We start from the raw sequence: 18,782 nt of genomic DNA, 5'->3' as shown, positions 1-18,782 counted from the left end.
TTCCCAATTTGATTTGGGAAGCCTTTTTTATTTTAATCCTGATTGATTGTTTCGTGGTTGGCATGGCAGGCATCTGCGCATTCTTCACATGCCACTGCACACTGCCTGCAGTGTTCATGATCGTGCTTGCTACATTCAGCTGCGCAAAGTCTGCATATTTCTTCGCATAACAGTAAATATTGATGTCCTATAATCGAATCTCTTTGCAATAATCTGGCCGCCTGGGTACAGATATCCGCACAATCCCTATCCAGTTTAATACAATTGATCATCATGTTGATATCTTCTTCTTTCAAGCAAGATGATGCACAGTGTTCACAAGCTAGCGCACAATCCAGTAAGGTTTGGATTAAAGCATGGTTGTTTCTCGTTTCCATATTGTAATTGTTTTAGTTACACATGTTTTTATAATAATAACCTACCAGCCTGTCAAACAGTTTTCTTTAAATTCACGTGGTATATTGTTTTATGTTCAATATACGATCACGTTATCTGAAACCTTAGTAATCTTACCTATACATTTGTCTTTGCGCTGCCAGTGAAACACAGGCCATCTCCAAATGAAGATTGTTGAATCGGTTTCGATATCAGTACATTTGTGACCTATTATCTGGCAATATTTAAGTGTGAACTGTTAAAATATCTTAAATCTTAGCTACTCAGCCTTGTTCCTGATACATAAATCAATATTCATCCGTTTTTCATAATCAAGATATAGCTTCGTTATCATCGATTGTTTACCAGCCCTTAGGGAGATTGATTAATTTTTTATAGTTCCACATTAGAATCAACAAAAAACTGAATATTATGGCTTTAGCTAATATTAACCTCAGCGTAAAACAATATTTCAATTTCATGTGCAGAACGGATTTTGAAAGGCGGATATTTCATGATACTTATAAAGAATTTCAAAAAAGATCAGCCATATATAGTTTAGATGAACACTTGCATACCTTTTCTGAGATGAAGCAAGCCAGTAAAAAGGCCATTGCACTAAATCAGAAGCTTCAGTACGCGGTGATGAACAGCATTGCAGCCCTGGAGTGTAAAATGCCTGTTTTAAATGACATTGAAAATCGTCCAGTCATTTTTGATTATGCTGAGCTACATATTTATGCTTCAGATCTGCGAAATAAAGCAGCGCATGTTGTGTCCATTACCTATACCAGTCCGGAACTTGTTTTACATGAGATTGTTGGTGACTTGCTGATCATGAGCTATAGCGCCAAAGAATACGAAACATTGGTTGTAAAGATTTCCGAGAATGTGACGGTGAATTATGATCAAAGCCAAAGTCTTGTTTTTAGCTGATTTTCCACCTATTTATAGATAGGGTACAGCAGATTATGACGCGATTTTTATGGTCAATCTGTACGCGTTTTAGGCAGAAAAACCAAAGTTGATCGTCGTTCTGATGGTGTTTTATTTCTAAAACGTAAACAAAACTCGGTAAATCGTCGGCCAAAATACTTTAATGAGTAGGCTCTAAAGGGCAAATAGTCAATATATTTATAGATTTTAACTTAATAAAAAATAAAAAATTTATTATGGGTATTTAAGCCTATCTTTGGTGTAAATTAAAATACAATATAATGCAACAAGGAACAGTAAAATTTTTTAATGAAACTAAAGGTTTCGGATTTATCATTCCATCTAATGGCGATGCCGAAATTTTTGTTCATGCTTCAGGCTTAATCGATAACATTCGCGAGAATGATACCGTAAACTACGATGTAGAAGAAGGTAGAAAAGGCCTAAATGCGGTAAATGTTAAAGTAGCTTAAGAAAACTCGAATACATAAATCGTAAAAAGTCCCGATGTAAATCGGGACTTTTTTATGAGCCAGGGTTGCGTTATTATTGATTGGCTAAATGTTTGCCTATTTCAGTGTCCACAAAATCAAGTGAGAGGTCACTATTGCTGAGCACTATGCCATTTCTATCTGCCAAAAAGAAATATGTTGCGCTATAATTACTTAAGTTTTTTGCATTAGGTGATTTCTCCCCCAAAAGGTCCGAATATTGCGGCCAGGTCAGGTTATCGGCTTTAATTACTTTTTTCCAGCTATCTTTATTCTTATCGAACGATACACCAATGAACTCCACGTTCTGATCCTTATATTTTTCGTAGAGATGAGCCAATATCTGGTTGTTTTTTCTGTTTTTTCCACTATAGGAAACCCAGCAGATAATTAGGTTAACTTTTTTCAATACGCTCAAATTAAACTTTTTCCCATCAGGTGTTTCGCCTTCGATGTGGGGCATTTTATTTCCGGCCATCATTTGGTTGGCCTGCATAATTTCTGAAAGCAGTTTTTTGCCTCTTTTGCTTTCCTGTACTTCCTTATCCAGACCTTTAAAAATCGACAGGTATTTTTTAGCTTCAGAACCTGCTCTTCCAAACCTGTCTAGTAAAAATATAGTAACGTCGGATTTAGGATGATTTTTGGCAAAAATTTCAATATTATTCAGTTCTGAACTAATTTTTTTCGCTCTCCATATATCAGCCTTTTTTGCCTTTTCTGCAATATTATCAGGGGTAGCGAGGTTGAATTCACGCTCTGCGAGTGCCAAGCTATCCAGCAGGCTTCTGTTCATTGCCTCTTTTTGTTTGTAAAAGCTGATCATTTCTTCACCTTCTTTAGTCGGTAAGATTTTAAACGGGTAAGTCGCGGCGTTTTTTCCGTCAAGAACCCCCTTATAATTTCCCTTATCCAGATAAAAGTAATATTCCTCATCATGGCCGTCATCATATGTACTTAATATGGCGTAACCTGTTTTGGGCATGTTAATCCTGAACGTTTGATTGCCATTGGTAATATTTTCGGCTTTTAAGGTTTCGCCGTTTTCTGAACTTTTGACGGAGATCACCGCATTGGGACCGAAATTTTTGGTTTCGAAATTAAAAATAGCAGGAGCAGGATCACAGCTATAATAGAAGCAGGCGAATAAAATAAGTAAGTAGCGCTTTTTTTTCATATTGATCAATTGGTGAAGTAATATAACGAAAAAATTAGTTTCAAGACGAAATTTTAAGTTCGATTATGTTTGATCATTTATCTAAGATATTGGCTTATTATCAGGAGTTTTTTTGTCAGATTTAACATTCAAGCTTTATTAATCACGCAACACTAAAAACAGGTAATAAATCGGGTATTTATTTCGACAGCAGTAACGTATCAGCCAGGCAACCTGATGTTATTGTGATTTCTCAATGTTCTGAAAACCTTTGAACAGGCCACTACATTTAACTTATATTAAAATCGAAACGCTAAATAAGCATATATTCTTTCGATTAATTACGAATATGCTTTAGAATGTTTCTAAATAAATGTTTTATCGCTGTTTTGTCATAATCGTTTATAAATTAAACTCATAATTAGATATTTTTGCAGGAAATTTAGATATAAATCCTAATCAAATGAGTGGTTTCGGAAATGCACTTTCTTCATCAATAGGAAGAAAATACGTAATGGGTATTACAGGGATATTCCTGATACTTTTTTTAATTGTACACGCTGGTATTAATTCGTTAATATTTCTTGACGATAATGGTTTGAAATTTAATATTGGAGCACATTTTATGGCTACCAACTGGATCATTAGAGCAGGCGAGTACATATTGTTTTTAGGTTTACTTGTGCACATTTACCAGGCAGTTAACCTAACTATCCAAAATAAGAAAGCAAGACCTGAAGGTTACGCAGTTTATAATGGTAGTGCTAACAGCAAGTGGTACAGTCGTTCAATGGGCTTGTTGGGGACTTTACTGTTAATTTTTCTTGTTATTCACCTGAAGGATTTTTGGGTGGTTTCCCGTTTTACAGGAATTCCGACTGTTGATGCCAACGGAAATGAAGATTTATATGCAGTAATGAAAGAGAAGTTTCAGGATCCGGTTAGGGTTGTTGCTTACGTTTTGTTAATGATTTCTCTCTGTTACCACTTATTACATGGTTTTGCATCCGCATTCCAAACAATGGGATGGAACCATTCAAAATATAATGGAATTATTAAACGTGTTGGTGTATGGTATGCCATAATTATTTCGATCGTATTCGCATTAATGCCAATTGCAGTTTACACACATTTAATTGATTAAGTTTTAGCACAAAAGATATATGTCAGATATTAATTCAAATATTCCGGAAGGCGAATTAGCCAGTAAATGGACAAAATATAAGTCTTCTGTGCCTTTGGTTAACCCATCGAACAAAAGAACTATTGAAGTAATCATTGTTGGTTCAGGTTTAGCAGGTGCTTCAGCAGCGGCTACTCTGGCTGAAATGGGTTACAAGGTTAAATGTTTTTGTTTTCAGGATTCACCACGGAGAGCACATTCTATTGCTGCTCAGGGGGGGATCAACGCAGCAAAAAACTATCAGAACGATGGTGATAGTGTTTATCGCCTTTTCTACGATACGATTAAAGGAGGTGATTATCGCGCCCGCGAGGCCAATGTGCATCGTTTGGCGGAAGTAAGTGCCAATATTATAGATCAATGTGTGGCACAAGGTGTGCCTTTAGCCCGCGAGTATGGAGGTTTGTTAGACAACCGTTCATTTGGCGGTACACAGGTTCAGCGTACTTTCTATGCTGCTGGCCAAACCGGTCAACAGTTATTATTGGGTGCATATTCTGCCTTAGAACGCCAGATTGGTATGGGTAAAGTAGAGATGTATACCCGCCACGAGATGCTTGAGGTGGTTAAAATTGATGGCAAAGCACGTGGTATCATTGCCCGTAACTTAATTACAGGAGAAATCGAACGTCACTTCGGTCACGCCGTTGTATTAGGAACAGGTGGTTACGGTAACGTATTCTACCTTTCTACCAATGCAATGGGAAGTAATGTGACTGCAGCCTGGAAAGCACATAAGCAAGGAGCTTATTTTGCAAACCCTTGCTACACGCAGATTCACCCAACCTGTATCCCCGTTTCTGGCGATCATCAATCTAAATTAACCCTGATGTCTGAATCGTTGCGTAACGACGGACGTATCTGGGTTCCTAAAAAGAAAGATGACAACCGTAAAGCTTCAGAAATTCCTGAGGATGAAAGAGATTATTATTTAGAACGCCGTTATCCTGCTTTTGGTAACCTGGTTCCCCGTGATGTGGCCTCTCGTGCAGCGAAAGAGCGTTGCGATGCAGGTTATGGTGTTGGTGCTTCTAAATTGGCTGTTTATTTAGACTTTAAAGCCAATACAGAGCGTTATGGAAGAATCGAAGCGGCTAAGGCGGGTAACCACAATCCGGATAAAGAAACCTGCATGCGTTTAGGTACAGCGGTGATTAAGGAAAAATATGGTAACCTGTTTGATATGTATGCGCAGATTACTGGTGAAAATCCTTACGAAACGCCGATGCGTATTTATCCGGCAGTTCACTATACCATGGGTGGTTTATGGGTTGATTATAACCTAATGACATCGGTACCAGGCTTATATTGTACCGGAGAGGCTAATTTCTCTGATCATGGAGCTAACCGTTTAGGTGCATCTGCTTTAATGCAAGGTTTAGCCGATGGTTATTTCGTTTTACCTTACACTATAGGTGCTTATTTATCAAAAGAAATTTCTACCAAAGCTATCCCGACTGATCACCCGGCGTTTGTAGAGGCAGAAGAAAGAGCTGTAGGCATTTTAAATAAGCTGATCAACATTAAGGGAACAAAGTCTGTAGATCATTTCCACAAGCGTTTAGGCCACATTATGTGGGAGAAATGCGGTATGGCACGTAACGAGAAAGGCTTAAAAGAAGCCATTGAGGAAATCAGGGCATTACGTGCTGAATTCTGGAGTGATGTTCGTGTACCTGGTACAGTTAATGAGCTTAATCCTGAACTTGAAAAAGCAGGCCGCGTAGCTGATTTTATCGAACTGGGTGAGTTGATGTGTATTGATGCCTTAAACCGCAATGAAAGTTGTGGTGGCCACTTCCGCGAAGAGTACCAAACAGAGGAAGGTGAAGCATTACGTGATGACGTAAATTACGCTTACGTAGCCGCCTGGGAATTTAAGGAAGGTGTAAACTTCGAACTTCACAAAGAAGAACTGAAGTTTGAAAATATTAAAGTTGCACAAAGAAGTTATAAATAAGATGTGAGATGTGGGATGTGAGATGTGAGATGAAAATTCTCAATTCTTATATCTAATGTCTCAAATCTCAAATCTGAGATACAATGAGTACAGGAAATATGAACTTAACGCTAAAAGTTTGGCGTCAAAAAGATAACAAAACCAAAGGTGCTTTGGTAGATTATAAATTGGCCGATATTTCACCGGATATGTCTTTCTTAGAGATGTTCGATGTATTAAACGAACAATTGATTAACAAAGGTGAAGAGCCGGTTGTATTTGACCATGATTGCCGCGAGGGTATTTGTGGAATGTGTTCAATGTTTATCAATGGCCGTCCGCACGGACCAAAAGATTTAGTTACGACCTGCCAGTTGCACATGCGTTCTTTCAAAGATGGCGATACCATAGTTGTGGAGCCTTGGAGAGCTGCTGCTTTTCCGGTAGTAAAAGATTTAACTGTAGACCGTTCGGCGTTTGACAGGGTTATTGCTGCTGGTGGTTTTATTTCAGTAAATACCGGTAATGCACAAGATGCAAATAATTTACCAATCCCTAAAATGCAGGCAGATGCGGCTTTCGAAGCGGCTGCTTGTATCGGTTGTGGTGCCTGCGTAGCAACTTGTAAAAATGCTTCTGCAATGTTATTTGTATCGGCTAAAATTTCACAACTGGCTTTATTGCCACAAGGCCAACCGGAGCGTTATCGTAGGGTACAAAGCATGGTTGCGCAAATGGATGCTGAAGGTTTTGGTAATTGTACCAATACCGGTGCTTGTGAGGCGGAATGTCCTAAAGGAATTTCTTTAGAAAACATCGCACGTATGAACCGCGATTTTGCAACTGCCAAATTTATTTCAGAAGAAACTGTTTAAACATTATACTGTATTTCTGGTTTACTAGCCAGATACTGAGCCTCCACCTAATGGGGGCTTTTTAGTTTGGCTAAAGTTGTTTTATTATAATAGAAATGCGCTTGCATTATTATTTTTGTAAATTTAATAAGGAAATTTTCAATGCTTTTTAAGCAGGCAGATGGTTAAAGCAATACTTGTTTCACACAATTTTAGACTATTGTGAAAACATATGAAACTTTATGTTTTGAAATCGAAAGGTTGCAAAATAAATTGCTTCCAAAATAAAAGTTTGCGAAAGTTGCAATAATCTTATGTCTGCATATTAAAATTTTGCATTTTTGGAAATTTTATTCTGCATTATTTGTATATGTATTAAAGTTTTTATAAATTTAATCTTCCGAGACAGGAGAGAAAACACGAAACCCCGGCAATTTTGCAGGGGTTTCGTGTTTTTTGGAAAATTAAATTTTTAATATTGTTCAATTAATTTTGATGTGATACTGCTTTTTTAGTGGTAATAATTATCACTCCATTTTTGCCTTTGTCGCCATATTGTTTTAGCGCGTTGGCATCTTTTAGCACATCTATTGATTCAATGGAATCTCCCTTCAACTTGGGATCTGCAACTTCTTTTCCATCTACAATGTAAAGTGGTTTTGCTTTATCATCAAAATCTCTGTTTAGCAGGTATCTTTTGATCACTGGCGTTTCACTATCGGGTAAGGGACGTGCCCTAAATCCTAATGCTTTTCCTTGCAGGTTAAGGCTTGCGGTGTCTATGGCTTTAAATTTAGGTAGGTTGATGCCAACGGTATTATTTTTGGTTTCAATTTCAATTACACCTGCAACACCATCTGTTCCATATTTTGCAATTGCCGTACTGTCTTTTAAAATGTTAACAGCTTTAATATTGTCGGGGCTGATTTCAGACAATGAGGCTGCCCCTCTTAAATATTGTTTATTTCCATCAATTACAATTAATAGGTCTGAACTTAATGTTGAATTTCCTATAATTGTAGTTTTTGAATTACTAGTGCCCTCAGTCTTTTGCGCAAAACCGGCTAAACTAAAGCTAATTATTAGGCTTAATACCATTACTTTTTTCATATTGAATTAATTAGAATGTTCTTTGGAGTTCTAAATAGTTTGTGTTTTTATCTATTATCGTAGACTCTTTTGCGTTAAATGGATTAAAAATGTTATTTTTTGGTCCTTTACTGGTTACTAGAATTACGCCAGCTTTGGCTTTTGGTCCGTATAAATCCATAGCAATTTGATCTTTTAACACATCAATTGATTCGATGTTGTTTGGATTGATCTTATTCAACAAACTATTGTCTGCTAATTTAACACCATCTAAAATGACTAGCGGATCAGCATGTGTGCGTTCTTGTAATCCGGCGCGGTCACTGACAATGCTGCTTTTCGGGGTTTCTTTTGGAGGATCGGCAAGTGTGAAATTAACATTGATATTATACTTTACCCTTACGGCAAAGCCATTTTTAATGCCCGGATTCCATTTTGGCGATTCTTTTAAAACCCTTATCGCTTCTTCGTCAGTACCACTTCCTAAACCGCGGGTAATCTGTACGTCAGAAAGGGAACCATCTTTTTCAACTACAAAACTAAGGAAAACCTTACCCTGTACATTGTTATCCTGTGCAATCTTTGGGTACTTTATATTGCTGCCCACATATTTATAAAATTTGGCTATGCCGCCCGGAAATTCCGGTTGTTTCTCGATCGAAACAAAATCATAGATGTCATCTGTATTCTCAGATCTAATACCGCTGGTTCCGGTATTTTCAGGAAGATAGGATAGGATATTAATTTTGTTCAGATTTATATACCCGCCAGATTTAGGCAATAGGCTGTTTTTAAATTCTTTTGAGGATTCAGGAATGCTAAAACCTACTGTTAGCGCATATTTGCCATCAGCAACAGTTTTAAACCCCTTATAAGATAAAATAACCCTTATCAATTCTTCATCGCAGCCAGTACCTAATTTTACATTTGAGGCGATATTGGTGACCTTACCTCCTTCAACATTAAATCTTACCTGTGAATTACCTTGAATCTGATTGCTGTTTGCTGCTTTCGGATATTTGATGTTTACCGCCAAAAATTTATAAAATCCCTTCCAGCTGGGATCCGTGTTACCATCAACAGCAGTTGTTCGTGCTTTAACAGTTTTCTCTTGCGTTGTAACCATGTTTTCAACTATTTCTATTGGCTTATCCATTGGGATTTGATCGGTAATAGATATTAGCTTCTCATTTTTACGTACTGTGGCAGATGAAAACAAAATGAAAAGCGCGAATAGCGGAATAAAAATTCCATACTTTAAGATAGCAATCTTTTTAGAGCGCTCTTTATGAAGCATGAAAATTCTCTTTTTGATCAGTGATTTTTCTAAAAAGCCGTTTGTTAAGCTATTTGGTGAAATACCGAATGATTTACTGAGTAACAACATGGCGTATGCTGCCTTGTCGCCTTGAAACTCGGCAGCCAGTTCGTCGGCTAAATATTCGTGGATATTTTTAATAGTTTTCTTGTAAAAATAAATCACTGGATTTAGCCAGGTAATAATTCCTATAATTTCGAAAAATAAAATATCCAGCGTGTGCCACTGCTTAATGTGTGCTTCCTCATGCATATCAATCACATCCATCTGTGGTAATCCCTGATCAATCACTTTTCTGCCGAAAAAAGAAAATGCTGAGCCAGCTTTATTTATTGTGAAGAGCTTTTTTACGGCCAGTAAGTTAAATATGAATTTGCCAAAAAAGAACAGGATTCCTGCACAGTAAATATATACAAGTGCATTTCCCCAACTAAAGCCATCGTTACGTTCGGTTACAATTGTTGCCTGCGCCAACACGGCTTCCCAATTAACTGATGTGTAAACCTGCTGCGCCGCTTTTTGTTCTGTTAACCATTCTAAACGTATAAATGGAGTGCATAAAGACAGAATTCCGGCAGCTACTAAATAAATACGGTTTAAAGTGAAGTAGGTTTCTTTATCTAACAGTAATTTGTAAAAGCCAAAAAAAACAATTAAGTATAAATTTACCTGTAATAAGTAATGGGCAAAACTCATTTTGGCTTATGTTTAATCTGATTAATCATTTTCAGAATTTCATCAACGTCAGTTAAATCCAGTTTTTCTTCTTTAACAAAGAAAGAAAACATACTCTCTACAGAATTCTCGAAGTAATTACCCAGGAGTTTTTCTGTAGCATGCCTTTTATATTCTTCTTTACTGATTAAGGGGTAATACTGATGAGCCTTTCCGAAAGCTTCATGGCCAATAAAACCTTTGGTTTCCAAAATTCTGATGATGGTAGATACAGTATTGTAAGCAGGTTTTGGAAGGGGGAGCTCTTCGATTACCTCTTTAACAAATGCTTTTTCCAGCTGCCACAGAACCTGCATGATCTGCTCTTCCGCTTTGGTTAAATCTTTAATTTCCATAATAGTTAATAATAATAAGGATGATAGCAAATTAATTTGCTTTTAACTAAAGTTAAAACTAATTGGTTAGGTGCCCAAATTTTTACCAGTAATTATTTTCAAATAATCACATAGCGTTTTTATTACCATTATAGAACTTCTATCTACGGGGAAGTAATGGAAAACATAGAATTTATATATTTGATAATCAGGTTTTTGTATGTTTTTCAGGTTAAATGTTGATCAGGTTGTTTTTGATGCCGTATACCACTAATCCGGTACGCGATCTGATGTTTAACTTGGCAAAAAGAGATTCTCTATAGTTGTCAACTGTTCGTGGACTTACATTCATGAGGTCGGCGATTTCTTTATAGGTAAGCTCGGTGCTGCAATATTGTAAAAATGTAAGTTCTCTGTCAGAGAATGTCGGTTTCATGTCGCCCTCTTTTAAAGCCACTAAAAGCCTTCCCGATACCAGCTCATTTACATAATAACCCTTATCTACAAGCACCTTAATGGCGGTCAACAGATCATAAGGTGTAGATTCTTTGAGCATGTATCCCCCGGCACCTGCTTTGAGCATCCCGATTATTGCTTTTTCATCCTCAAGCATGCTGAGTGCAAGTACATGAACATTTGGGTAATTGGCTTTAATCCATTTTGTAGTGGCAAAACCATCCATTCCAGGCATGTTGATGTCCATTAAAATTAGCTGAACTTCAGCATGGCGGTTGATTTTAGCCTGAAGATCAATGCCATTCATGGCCTCGAACATCACTTCTATTTCATCAAATTCTTCCAGTAAACTGGCCAATCCGGAACGGAAGAGGGTGTGGTCGTCAACAATTGCGATGGAAATACTTGGCTGCTGCATAATTAAGGGTAAGGGATTTCAATTGTGAGAGAAGTGCCTTCTTCCGGCGCCGAATTTAATACTAATTTTCCATTGATCATCTCCATTCTTTTGTAAATAGAATTTAGGCCCATCCCTGTTTTTTTACCCTTCATCTCAACCGGATCAAATCCTATCCCGTCTTCAGCTACCTTTAGATGTAAAACGTTTTTGTCCAGATAGGCATTGATCTGTATATGTCTGGCGTGAGCATGTTTTATAATGTTGTTGATGATTTCCTGCAACAAGCGTAGAATAATCAAATCCTTATCAGGCGATGTGATTTGCAGATCAATTAACTGGTTATTCACTTCCAGTTCATATTTGCCTGCTTTGCTTAGCCAGTTAATTTCCTGATCAATCGCATGGCCAATACCATTTTCTACCAGTTGTTCACCATGTAATAGCTTGGCCAGCTCCCTTAACTCTTTAATGGATTTGTTAACAAGTGCCAAGGAATTGTCTATTTTCTTTTTGGCCTTCTCTCCGTCATTTAAATTTACGGAGTTTAAGGTGAGGGTGGTGAGGCTGAGCAACTGGCCCACATTATCATGCAATTCGGCAGCGATACTTTGCATAGTCTGATCTTGCACTTCTATACGGGTTTGAAGTATTTCTGACTCAAATTTCTGCTGCATATTCTGCTTTTCCAGAAAATGATTCTTTTTATGCCGATTGTAAGACCTGATGTATAAAATCAAAAATACGGGCACAAGGAGGAATATAAGCGTTGCAATGGCGACTAGAAATGCAATTCTCGTTGTTTCATTCTGCATATAAAGGAATATAGCCAACAGCCATATAGAATAAGGTTTAATACGATATAAATACAATATTTCACGGTAGCAAAGCCTATAAGTTTAACGGAAAACAATCCATCAAAAAGGTTAGACATTGTACTGCCAAAGTAGTAAAACAGAACGCCTGTAATCCACCAGAATTCCGGATGTGAGTGGATCTCAATAAAGTTTTCATCTTTTAACAGCAAGTAATAATAGTAAAGGCAAAAAAGAGTGAAAATCACAGACATTACAGTAATTGTAACTGTATTTAAATTCGAAAAGGGTTGCGTAATTAAAAAGAAAATATAGGTTAAGCTTATAATACCCAAACCTATTAAAATTATAGGCTTGGGATTTATATATTTTTTCAGGCAATGGTAGAGGCCGTATAATATGGTGCTGATTTCAAAAACAAGATAAATATTAAATAACCATAAATTATGTATTCCTCTTATGGCTAAATAAGCTGCAGCCTCTTCTGTAATGAACGCCACAGCTAAATAGCAGGTAATCACCTTACCGAAAGCATTTTTATCTTTCCATATCATATTGAGTGCAGCTATAAAGCAAACAACCTCTGCTATAAATATGGGGGATAGATATCTCATTGTTATAAGGCTACCCCGCTGCATTGATCAGGACAGCCTTGCCCGCGGTTTTCAATATTTCTTAGGTCATCATAATGGTCGTTTCCTCCAACGCCATTTCCCACTCTTGGGGTAGTTGGTACCAATAATAAAGTATTTTTTCCTTCGTACGATTTAGGAACACCATCAATTGCTCCTTCCAGGTATTGTGCAAAATAAATTCTTAAACCGTCATATTTGCCTTCACTCATTGATTTTGCAATGTCCAGAATCTGTTCAGCCGGAAACCACACTGCCTTAGTATAACATTCTGAAGCGTTCATGCCATCTTTGGCATAGGCATTAACCATAGCTTCTGCAACCTTCGGGTCGATAGGTTCGCTATTTAATTTTTTGCTCATAAATTTAGATAGTTTGTTTGTAAAAGCTTAAAAGTCGATAATAATTAATGATCTGTCAAGAAGTATTTGTAAATAAATACCGTAAAAATACCTTTCCATTTAGGGCATTTTACGCTAACATCATCCCTCATTTAGCCACTACTTTTGGTATACAATAGTAAGAAATAATTTTTTGCTATAGTTAAATAATCACGTCTACGCTATAAAAACAAATATTTTAAACTTATTTCAAAATAAGTCTGTTTCGGTAAATTTTGATTTAACTACTTAATTCTCTCAAAAAATGATAACTAACATCCTATTGCAGGACAATCATGGTTCGATTAGTGAAAGAGAAATTGAAATCGTACACCTTTTATCAATGGGTTACAACAGTAAAGAAATTGGTGCAATGCTTTTTATCAGCGAACACACCGTTAATACGCACAGGAGAAATATGGTAAGAAAATTAGATCTAAAAAATTCTTATCAATTGATTGTTTGGGCGTTCAAAGAAAGAATACTGTCTCTATAAGAGTTAAGATATATACAACCTCTCAGTCTAAACAAAAAGCCTGCTATTTGATACTAAAGTCAATTCAGCAGGCTTTTATTTGTGGGTATGTTTATAAGGGGAAATGAACTTTGATCTGAGTGCAATTACTTTATGCTCTTTTTGGTTACAATAAAGTAGCCAATGATAAAAAGAACTGAGGCATAAATTAAACTTGTCCATATTTCCTGGGTAAAAACAGGGAAAGCTAACGGATCATCACCTTGTTTTACCTTAGTTATTCTTAAAGCCAGCGTTGGCAAAGAATAGGGGTTCAGGTAAGCATATTTCCAACCTATGTTGGCCGTGATAATCCCCATGATGGTGCCTACAAAACCAATCCCCATTGGCTTAAGAAAATCGCTCCATAACAAGCTGAATATAAATTGTAGGGATAAAATGCCCAAAGAGGCCAAAAATAATTTGGTATAAGAATTAATTAGAATTTTTAACGGATTGTATTGATCAAAGTTAAACTTAGGGACCATTAGCTGCAGTAAATGTCCAAATGCAAAAGTAAGTGTGGCAAATAAGAATAAACAGATAAATATCAAAAGTATAGCATACAGGTATTTTGCCGCATAAATTGAAAACTTTTGGAGAGGCTGGGCAAATAACATTTTCCAGGTATCGTTTTTGTGTTCAATATTGTTGACCGAAAAGGCCATAAATATGACATAAAAAGGCATGATCAGGAATCCCATTACATTTAGTGATGCGCCACTATAGCGTGCCCACAACAGCATGGGAGGGTAGTGGCCAGCAATGATTTTTTCAGCGTCGTAGTAAAAACCAGCACTGATTAAACCACAAATGATGAGGGGTAATAAAATGGCGGCCCAAAAGGCCAGGGTTTTCCTTGATTTGTAGAATTCTGATCGTAAGGAAATATAAAGAGCATGCATGTTAGTTGGCTTTAGTGATGTCAAGGAATAAATTTTCGAGATCTTTTCGTTGCTGGTACAGGCTGCTCACAATAAAACCATTCTGGATTAATAATGTATTTAGCTCCCCGCTGTTTTGGGAAGAAATAAATGGTAAAGTAATAATCCGCTCTGTTTTGGCTATAACTTCATATCCCTGCTTGATTAACAAGGTGCATGCATCTTCAATATTGTTAACTTCGATTTCGAGGCTGGGCTTGCTCAGTAAATGAAGTTCGTTAATCGTACCCTGAAATAATAATTGACCTTGGTTTATAATGCCAACATGTGTTGCCGTTCTTTCTATTTCTGCCAATAAATGGCTGGAAACCAGTATTGTTTTTTGATGTTTTGTGGCTAAATCGATCATGAGGTTCCGGACTTCAATAATGCCATTTGGATCCAATCCATTGGTAGGCTCGTCCAGCAGGAGTAATTCAGGATCTGAGATTAGTGCCTGTGCAATGCCCAGGCGTTGTTTCATGCCCAGCGAATATTTGTTGGCTTTTTTATTTGACGCTTCTGCTAAGCCTACCAGTGACAGCATTTCATCAGCCTTTGCTTTTTTAATGCTCAATAAGATACAACGGTTAACCAGGTTTTCTTTTCCTGTTAAATGGCCATAAATAGCCGGTTGTTCTACCAAAGCGCCTATACGTTTAAGGACCGATATGCGGTTGCTGTTTATTTCCTTGCCAAATATAAAAACCTGGTCGGATGGTGACTTCAATAGGTTTAGCAGGATTTTGATGGTAGTGGTCTTGCCAGCACCGTTAGGTCCTAAAAAACCATAAATGCTCCCTTTCGGGACCTGTAAAGATAAATCTTTTACTATAGCCTGGTTGCCAAAGTTAAAGTTTAAACCTACGGTTTCGATAGCGTAATTACCCATTACTACTATTTGAAAATAGCAGTCGCCTGTTTCACAATAGAACCTGACGTTTTTGTAGGCTTTACAACTATTTCTGCATCATTCTGATTGGTGTTAACGGTAAGCGTTAAAATAATCATCATAAATACTGGTAATAATAAAAGTAAAAATGGCGATGTGTTTGCTAACTTTTTCATGATCGATGGTTTTATTTGAGAGATTGTGAAAACACCGTCAGTAACTACTGTTTGATTTTTGAATTGGATTGCTGATGATGTTTTCATTTTGTTTTCGTTTTGATGATTCAAAGAAACTCAAGAAAAATAACCTGCTAAAATCTATTATACCAAGTGTTCAAGATTCTAGATCAACAGACATTTTTGGCGTTTGTCGATAAAATTTGCCTATTGAGCCGTTGGTAGAAAAAAAATGCCCGTTGGTAGATTGTATAAGTAAATCGATAAAACTTTATTTATTTTGTGGTTAAATGATATGCATCGGCTAAGCCTTATCGGCAATCATTACAATTTAATATATATCTGATGAAACAAAGTAGGGGACCATTTATATTGCATGCTATTTTTTGGGGATTTATATTTCTTCTTATCATAGTTATATCTATGATGGGTAGTGAAAAGCATACGATGAAAGATTACTTTCTGTCGTATTTTGTTTTTGGTATCGTTAATGTTTCTGTATTCTATATCAATTATATTTTTCTGATCCCATCATTCATCAAAAAAAGAAAGAAGTATTGGCTATATGTCCTCTCATTTGTTCTTTTAATCGCTGTTGCAACATTAGTTAAAACTGTCATTGCTGTTTTAAATCCTGAAGAGATGCTTCGTTATACATTCGATGGTAAAAGCCATAATATGTCTGTTAATAATTTTGCTATCAACACGGTTTTTATCATTGGTTTTTTTCTAGTATCGAGTTGCATTATCAAATTTACTATTGATTGGTTTGCGAGCGAGCGGATTCAGCGTAACTTAGAAAGTGAGCGTCGTGAGATGGAACTTCAGTTTTTAAAATCACAGTTAAATCCACATTTTCTTTTCAATTCGCTTAACAATATCTATTCATTGGCCTATCAAAAATCGGATAAAACTGCCGATGCGATTATGAAGCTTTCTGAAATTATGCGCTACATGATTTATGAAAGCAATACGCCAACTGTAGCCTTAAGTAAAGAAGTAGATTACCTAACCAGTTATATTGAATTGCAGAAGATACGTTTTAAGGATGGTGCCTATATCGAACTGACTTTGAACGGTGAGATCGATAATCAAAAAATTGTTCCTTTGATGCTAATTTCTTTTGTTGAAAATGCATTTAAACATGGTGTGGTAACCGATCCCGAAGAACCCGTTAAAATCAATATCATTGCCAACCAGAAGATTTTGCATTTTAGTGTAGTGAATAAAAAGAATCAGCAAAATAAAGATGCACAGGGTGGAGTTGGGTTAACCAATGTAGAACGACGTTTACAATTGGTTTATCCTGACAGATATAAATTAAATGTTGTAAATTCGGCTACTCATTATACCTGTGAACTGATGATTGACATATAGCCGGAAATAACCAAGCATAAGCCGGATATTGTCATTAATTAAAATAATAACCTAAAATGAACCTAAACTGTATTGTTGTTGATGATGAGCCTTTAGCGCTTGATATTTTACAGGATTATATTTCTAAAGTGCCATTTTTAACCATGGTTAAAAGGTGCGAAAACCCTATCGAAGCTTTGCAGATTGTTCAGGGCGGGGGAATTGATCTGGTGTTTTTGGATATTCAGATGCCTGAGTTAACCGGAATCCAGTTTTTAAAAATCGCCGGCAATAAATGCCATTATATATTAACCACTGCCTACCCACAGTATGCTTTAGAAAGTTACGACCTCAATGTTTCGGATTATCTGTTGAAACCGATTGCGTTTGATCGATTTTATAAAGCAGTAGAAAAGGTGCATAATCAGGTAAAACCGGTTGAAGTACCCGCTAGTGTAGCACAACCCATTGTTACACCTGCACCTTTTTCGGGTTCACCAAACCCGGTTCAGGATTATATTTTCGTTAAAACAGAACATAAGATCCAGAAAATTTACCTGCACGATATTTTATACATCGAAGGATTAAAGGATTACATCTCAATTTTTACCAAAGATGAACGTGTAATTACGCTGCAAAGCATGAAAAAAATGGAAGAAGCTTTGCCTCAAAGTCAGTTTATCCGGGTACATAAATCATATATTGTAGCCGTTGATAAGATTGAAAGTATTGAGCGTAGCCGCATTACCATTAATCAAAAAACGATTCCCGTTGGCGATACCTACCGCGATGAATTTTTTAGGGTGATTGGGAATAAGAATATTTAGCGTTATTGGTGTTAGTCTTTTAGCGCTTAAACTGGTTTAAACATTTTGTTGCAACGGATTCACAGAAATACGGAGTACCTAACAAAAAACCGTCATTTCGAGCGGAGTGCAACGCAGTCGAGAAATCTGTTTAGGTAGGTCTTTCCCCACGTGTACGGGCAGGCATTTCGATGCGCTACAGAGATGACGATCATTCTATGGAAATATCTCTATGCTGTCGGAATCGTAGGATCCTTAATGAGATTAATATAATTATAGAGTCGCTGGCTTAACCATTGGCTGATTTAAAACTTTTCTGATTTCGTTTTCTATTTCCAACGTAATCTCATTTGCTGGTTTTACTCCTGGTTCTATCGGTTTTAACACTGTCCATTTTAAAGCATTTCCTGTCGCTAAGGGAAACATGCCGAATCGTACAATTTTCCATGAATTTTCTATGGCCACCGGAACGATCAAAGCATTGGGTACCACTTTTAACAGGGTAGCGATACCGCCAAATTGAAATGTTTTCAATTTCCCGTCTTTTGCCCGCGTGCCCTCAGGGAAAATAACAGTGCTCCAGTTATGTTCTTTCATTCTACGGCCAAGTTTGATGATTTCAGAAATGGCCTGCTTGTTATCTTTCCGGTTGATGTTTGCCCCGCCCCCCAAACGCAGGTTAATGGATATGGACGGAATGCCTTTAGTGAGCTCAATTTTAGAAATGAATTTTGCACTGTATTTTCTTAAGAACCAAATTAGCGAGGGGATATCGTACATACTTTGGTGATTTGCTGCAAAAATAATGGGCCTATCGGTTGGCAGATCATATTCGTTTTTAAAACTGATTGAATTGAAAAGGAAAAGCTGACAATAGGTAAGGAAAAAATTAAGAATATCAACCGAAACCTTATGTGCTTTATAGCCAAAAAGTTTATAACAAAGCCATTGTATAGGATGAAAGACACAAAGGCATAATCCAAATAAAATATAAAATATAGGGCTTAAAATATATCCGAAAAGCTTGCTCATCTGGTTGATTTAA

At 36.8% G+C, this 18,782-nt stretch carries 20 protein-coding genes; 8 read left to right on the top strand and 12 right to left on the bottom strand.

Annotated features, from left to right (window positions below):
* Positions 1-32 precede the first annotated feature (32 nt).
* The gene (locus DV942_RS11460) at positions 33-377 is read right to left on the bottom strand and encodes a four-helix bundle copper-binding protein (protein ID WP_145857607.1); all 345 of its coding nucleotides are present in this window, start codon (positions 375-377) and stop codon (positions 33-35) included.
* Between the two features lie 430 nt (positions 378-807).
* On the opposite strand from DV942_RS11460, the gene DV942_RS11455 reads away from it, so the two are divergent.
* A complete protein-coding gene (locus tag DV942_RS11455; RefSeq protein WP_145857605.1) occupies positions 808-1,311 on the top strand; it encodes a hypothetical protein in 504 nt (167 codons plus the stop codon).
* A 281-nt stretch (positions 1,312-1,592) separates the two neighbouring features.
* Positions 1,593-1,784, top strand: coding sequence for a cold-shock protein (locus DV942_RS11450; RefSeq protein ID WP_090984599.1), 192 nt, complete (start codon positions 1,593-1,595; stop codon positions 1,782-1,784).
* 73 nt (positions 1,785-1,857) lie between these two features.
* Here the strand turns inward: DV942_RS11450 and DV942_RS11445 are convergent, their stop codons facing one another.
* Positions 1,858-2,979, bottom strand: a complete 1,122-nt coding sequence (locus tag DV942_RS11445) for a TlpA family protein disulfide reductase (RefSeq protein ID WP_145857602.1) — start codon at positions 2,977-2,979, stop codon at positions 1,858-1,860.
* A gap of 442 nt (positions 2,980-3,421) precedes the next feature.
* On the opposite strand from DV942_RS11445, the gene DV942_RS11440 reads away from it, so the two are divergent.
* The 3 genes from DV942_RS11440 to DV942_RS11430 all read left to right on the top strand — a co-directional run bounded on the left by DV942_RS11440 (position 3,422) and on the right by DV942_RS11430 (position 6,955).
* Positions 3,422-4,102: a succinate dehydrogenase cytochrome b subunit gene (locus DV942_RS11440; protein ID WP_090984595.1), complete on the top strand. Its 681-nt coding sequence runs from the start codon at positions 3,422-3,424 to the stop codon at positions 4,100-4,102.
* Between the two features lie 19 nt (positions 4,103-4,121).
* Positions 4,122-6,101, top strand: a complete 1,980-nt coding sequence (locus tag DV942_RS11435; RefSeq protein ID WP_145857600.1) for a fumarate reductase/succinate dehydrogenase flavoprotein subunit — start codon at positions 4,122-4,124, stop codon at positions 6,099-6,101.
* A gap of 83 nt (positions 6,102-6,184) precedes the next feature.
* Positions 6,185-6,955: a succinate dehydrogenase/fumarate reductase iron-sulfur subunit gene (locus DV942_RS11430; protein ID WP_090984590.1), complete on the top strand. Its 771-nt coding sequence runs from the start codon at positions 6,185-6,187 to the stop codon at positions 6,953-6,955.
* Between the two features lie 465 nt (positions 6,956-7,420).
* Here DV942_RS11430 and DV942_RS11425 read toward each other — a convergent pair whose 3' ends face one another.
* The 6 genes from DV942_RS11425 to DV942_RS11400 form a co-directional block, all read right to left on the bottom strand.
* Positions 7,421-8,044, bottom strand: coding sequence for a TonB-dependent receptor (locus DV942_RS11425; RefSeq protein ID WP_145857598.1), 624 nt, complete (start codon positions 8,042-8,044; stop codon positions 7,421-7,423).
* Positions 8,045-8,054: 10 nt separating this feature from the next.
* The gene (locus tag DV942_RS11420; protein WP_145857597.1) at positions 8,055-10,037 is read right to left on the bottom strand and encodes a M56 family metallopeptidase; all 1,983 of its coding nucleotides are present in this window, start codon (positions 10,035-10,037) and stop codon (positions 8,055-8,057) included.
* Complete coding sequence (locus DV942_RS11415) at positions 10,034-10,411, bottom strand: BlaI/MecI/CopY family transcriptional regulator (protein WP_090984584.1); 378 nt, start codon at positions 10,409-10,411, stop codon at positions 10,034-10,036. The genes DV942_RS11420 and DV942_RS11415 overlap by 4 nt, the downstream gene beginning before the upstream one ends.
* A 211-nt stretch (positions 10,412-10,622) precedes the next feature.
* Positions 10,623-11,264 (bottom strand): response regulator transcription factor, encoded by a 642-nt coding sequence (locus DV942_RS11410; protein WP_145857595.1) that lies wholly within the window; start codon positions 11,262-11,264, stop codon positions 10,623-10,625.
* Between the two features lie 2 nt (positions 11,265-11,266).
* Positions 11,267-12,058, bottom strand: coding sequence for an ATP-binding protein (locus DV942_RS11405; RefSeq protein ID WP_145857593.1), 792 nt, complete (start codon positions 12,056-12,058; stop codon positions 11,267-11,269).
* A 616-nt stretch (positions 12,059-12,674) separates the two neighbouring features.
* A complete protein-coding gene (locus tag DV942_RS11400) occupies positions 12,675-13,052 on the bottom strand; it encodes a hypothetical protein (RefSeq protein ID WP_145857591.1) in 378 nt (125 codons plus the stop codon).
* A gap of 283 nt (positions 13,053-13,335) precedes the next feature.
* On the opposite strand from DV942_RS11400, the gene DV942_RS11395 reads away from it, so the two are divergent.
* The gene (locus DV942_RS11395) at positions 13,336-13,566 is read left to right on the top strand and encodes a response regulator transcription factor (RefSeq protein WP_090984574.1); all 231 of its coding nucleotides are present in this window, start codon (positions 13,336-13,338) and stop codon (positions 13,564-13,566) included.
* A 125-nt stretch (positions 13,567-13,691) separates the two neighbouring features.
* On the opposite strand, the gene DV942_RS11390 is transcribed toward DV942_RS11395, so the two are convergent.
* Genes DV942_RS11390 through DV942_RS11380 form a run of 3 tightly spaced genes read right to left on the bottom strand, consistent with a single transcriptional unit; the run spans position 13,692 to position 15,662 of the window.
* Complete coding sequence (locus tag DV942_RS11390; RefSeq protein ID WP_134204266.1) at positions 13,692-14,489, bottom strand: ABC transporter permease; 798 nt, start codon at positions 14,487-14,489, stop codon at positions 13,692-13,694.
* A 1-nt stretch (position 14,490) separates the two neighbouring features.
* Positions 14,491-15,399: an ABC transporter ATP-binding protein gene (locus tag DV942_RS11385; protein ID WP_145857589.1), complete on the bottom strand. Its 909-nt coding sequence runs from the start codon at positions 15,397-15,399 to the stop codon at positions 14,491-14,493.
* 5 nt (positions 15,400-15,404) lie between these two features.
* Positions 15,405-15,662: a hypothetical protein gene (locus DV942_RS11380; RefSeq protein WP_145857587.1), complete on the bottom strand. Its 258-nt coding sequence runs from the start codon at positions 15,660-15,662 to the stop codon at positions 15,405-15,407.
* A gap of 360 nt (positions 15,663-16,022) precedes the next feature.
* On the opposite strand from DV942_RS11380, the gene DV942_RS11375 reads away from it, so the two are divergent.
* Both DV942_RS11375 and DV942_RS11370 read left to right on the top strand, forming a co-directional pair.
* Positions 16,023-16,952: a sensor histidine kinase gene (locus DV942_RS11375; RefSeq protein WP_244950881.1), complete on the top strand. Its 930-nt coding sequence runs from the start codon at positions 16,023-16,025 to the stop codon at positions 16,950-16,952.
* Positions 16,953-17,008: 56 nt separating this feature from the next.
* On the top strand, positions 17,009-17,758 hold the full coding sequence (locus DV942_RS11370; protein ID WP_090984566.1) for a LytR/AlgR family response regulator transcription factor: 750 nt from the start codon (positions 17,009-17,011) through the stop codon (positions 17,756-17,758).
* A 252-nt stretch (positions 17,759-18,010) separates the two neighbouring features.
* On the opposite strand, the gene DV942_RS11365 is transcribed toward DV942_RS11370, so the two are convergent.
* Entirely contained in the window at positions 18,011-18,769 is a 759-nt protein-coding gene (locus DV942_RS11365; RefSeq protein ID WP_145857583.1) for a lysophospholipid acyltransferase family protein, read from the bottom strand.
* Between the last annotated feature and the right edge of the window lie 13 nt (positions 18,770-18,782).

The organism is Pedobacter suwonensis (genome assembly GCF_007833675.1).
Classification (GTDB): Bacteria; Bacteroidota; Bacteroidia; order Sphingobacteriales; family Sphingobacteriaceae; genus Pedobacter; species Pedobacter suwonensis.
Note: the sequence above shows the minus strand (reverse complement) of the source record. Positions and strands in the feature narration are given on the sequence as shown.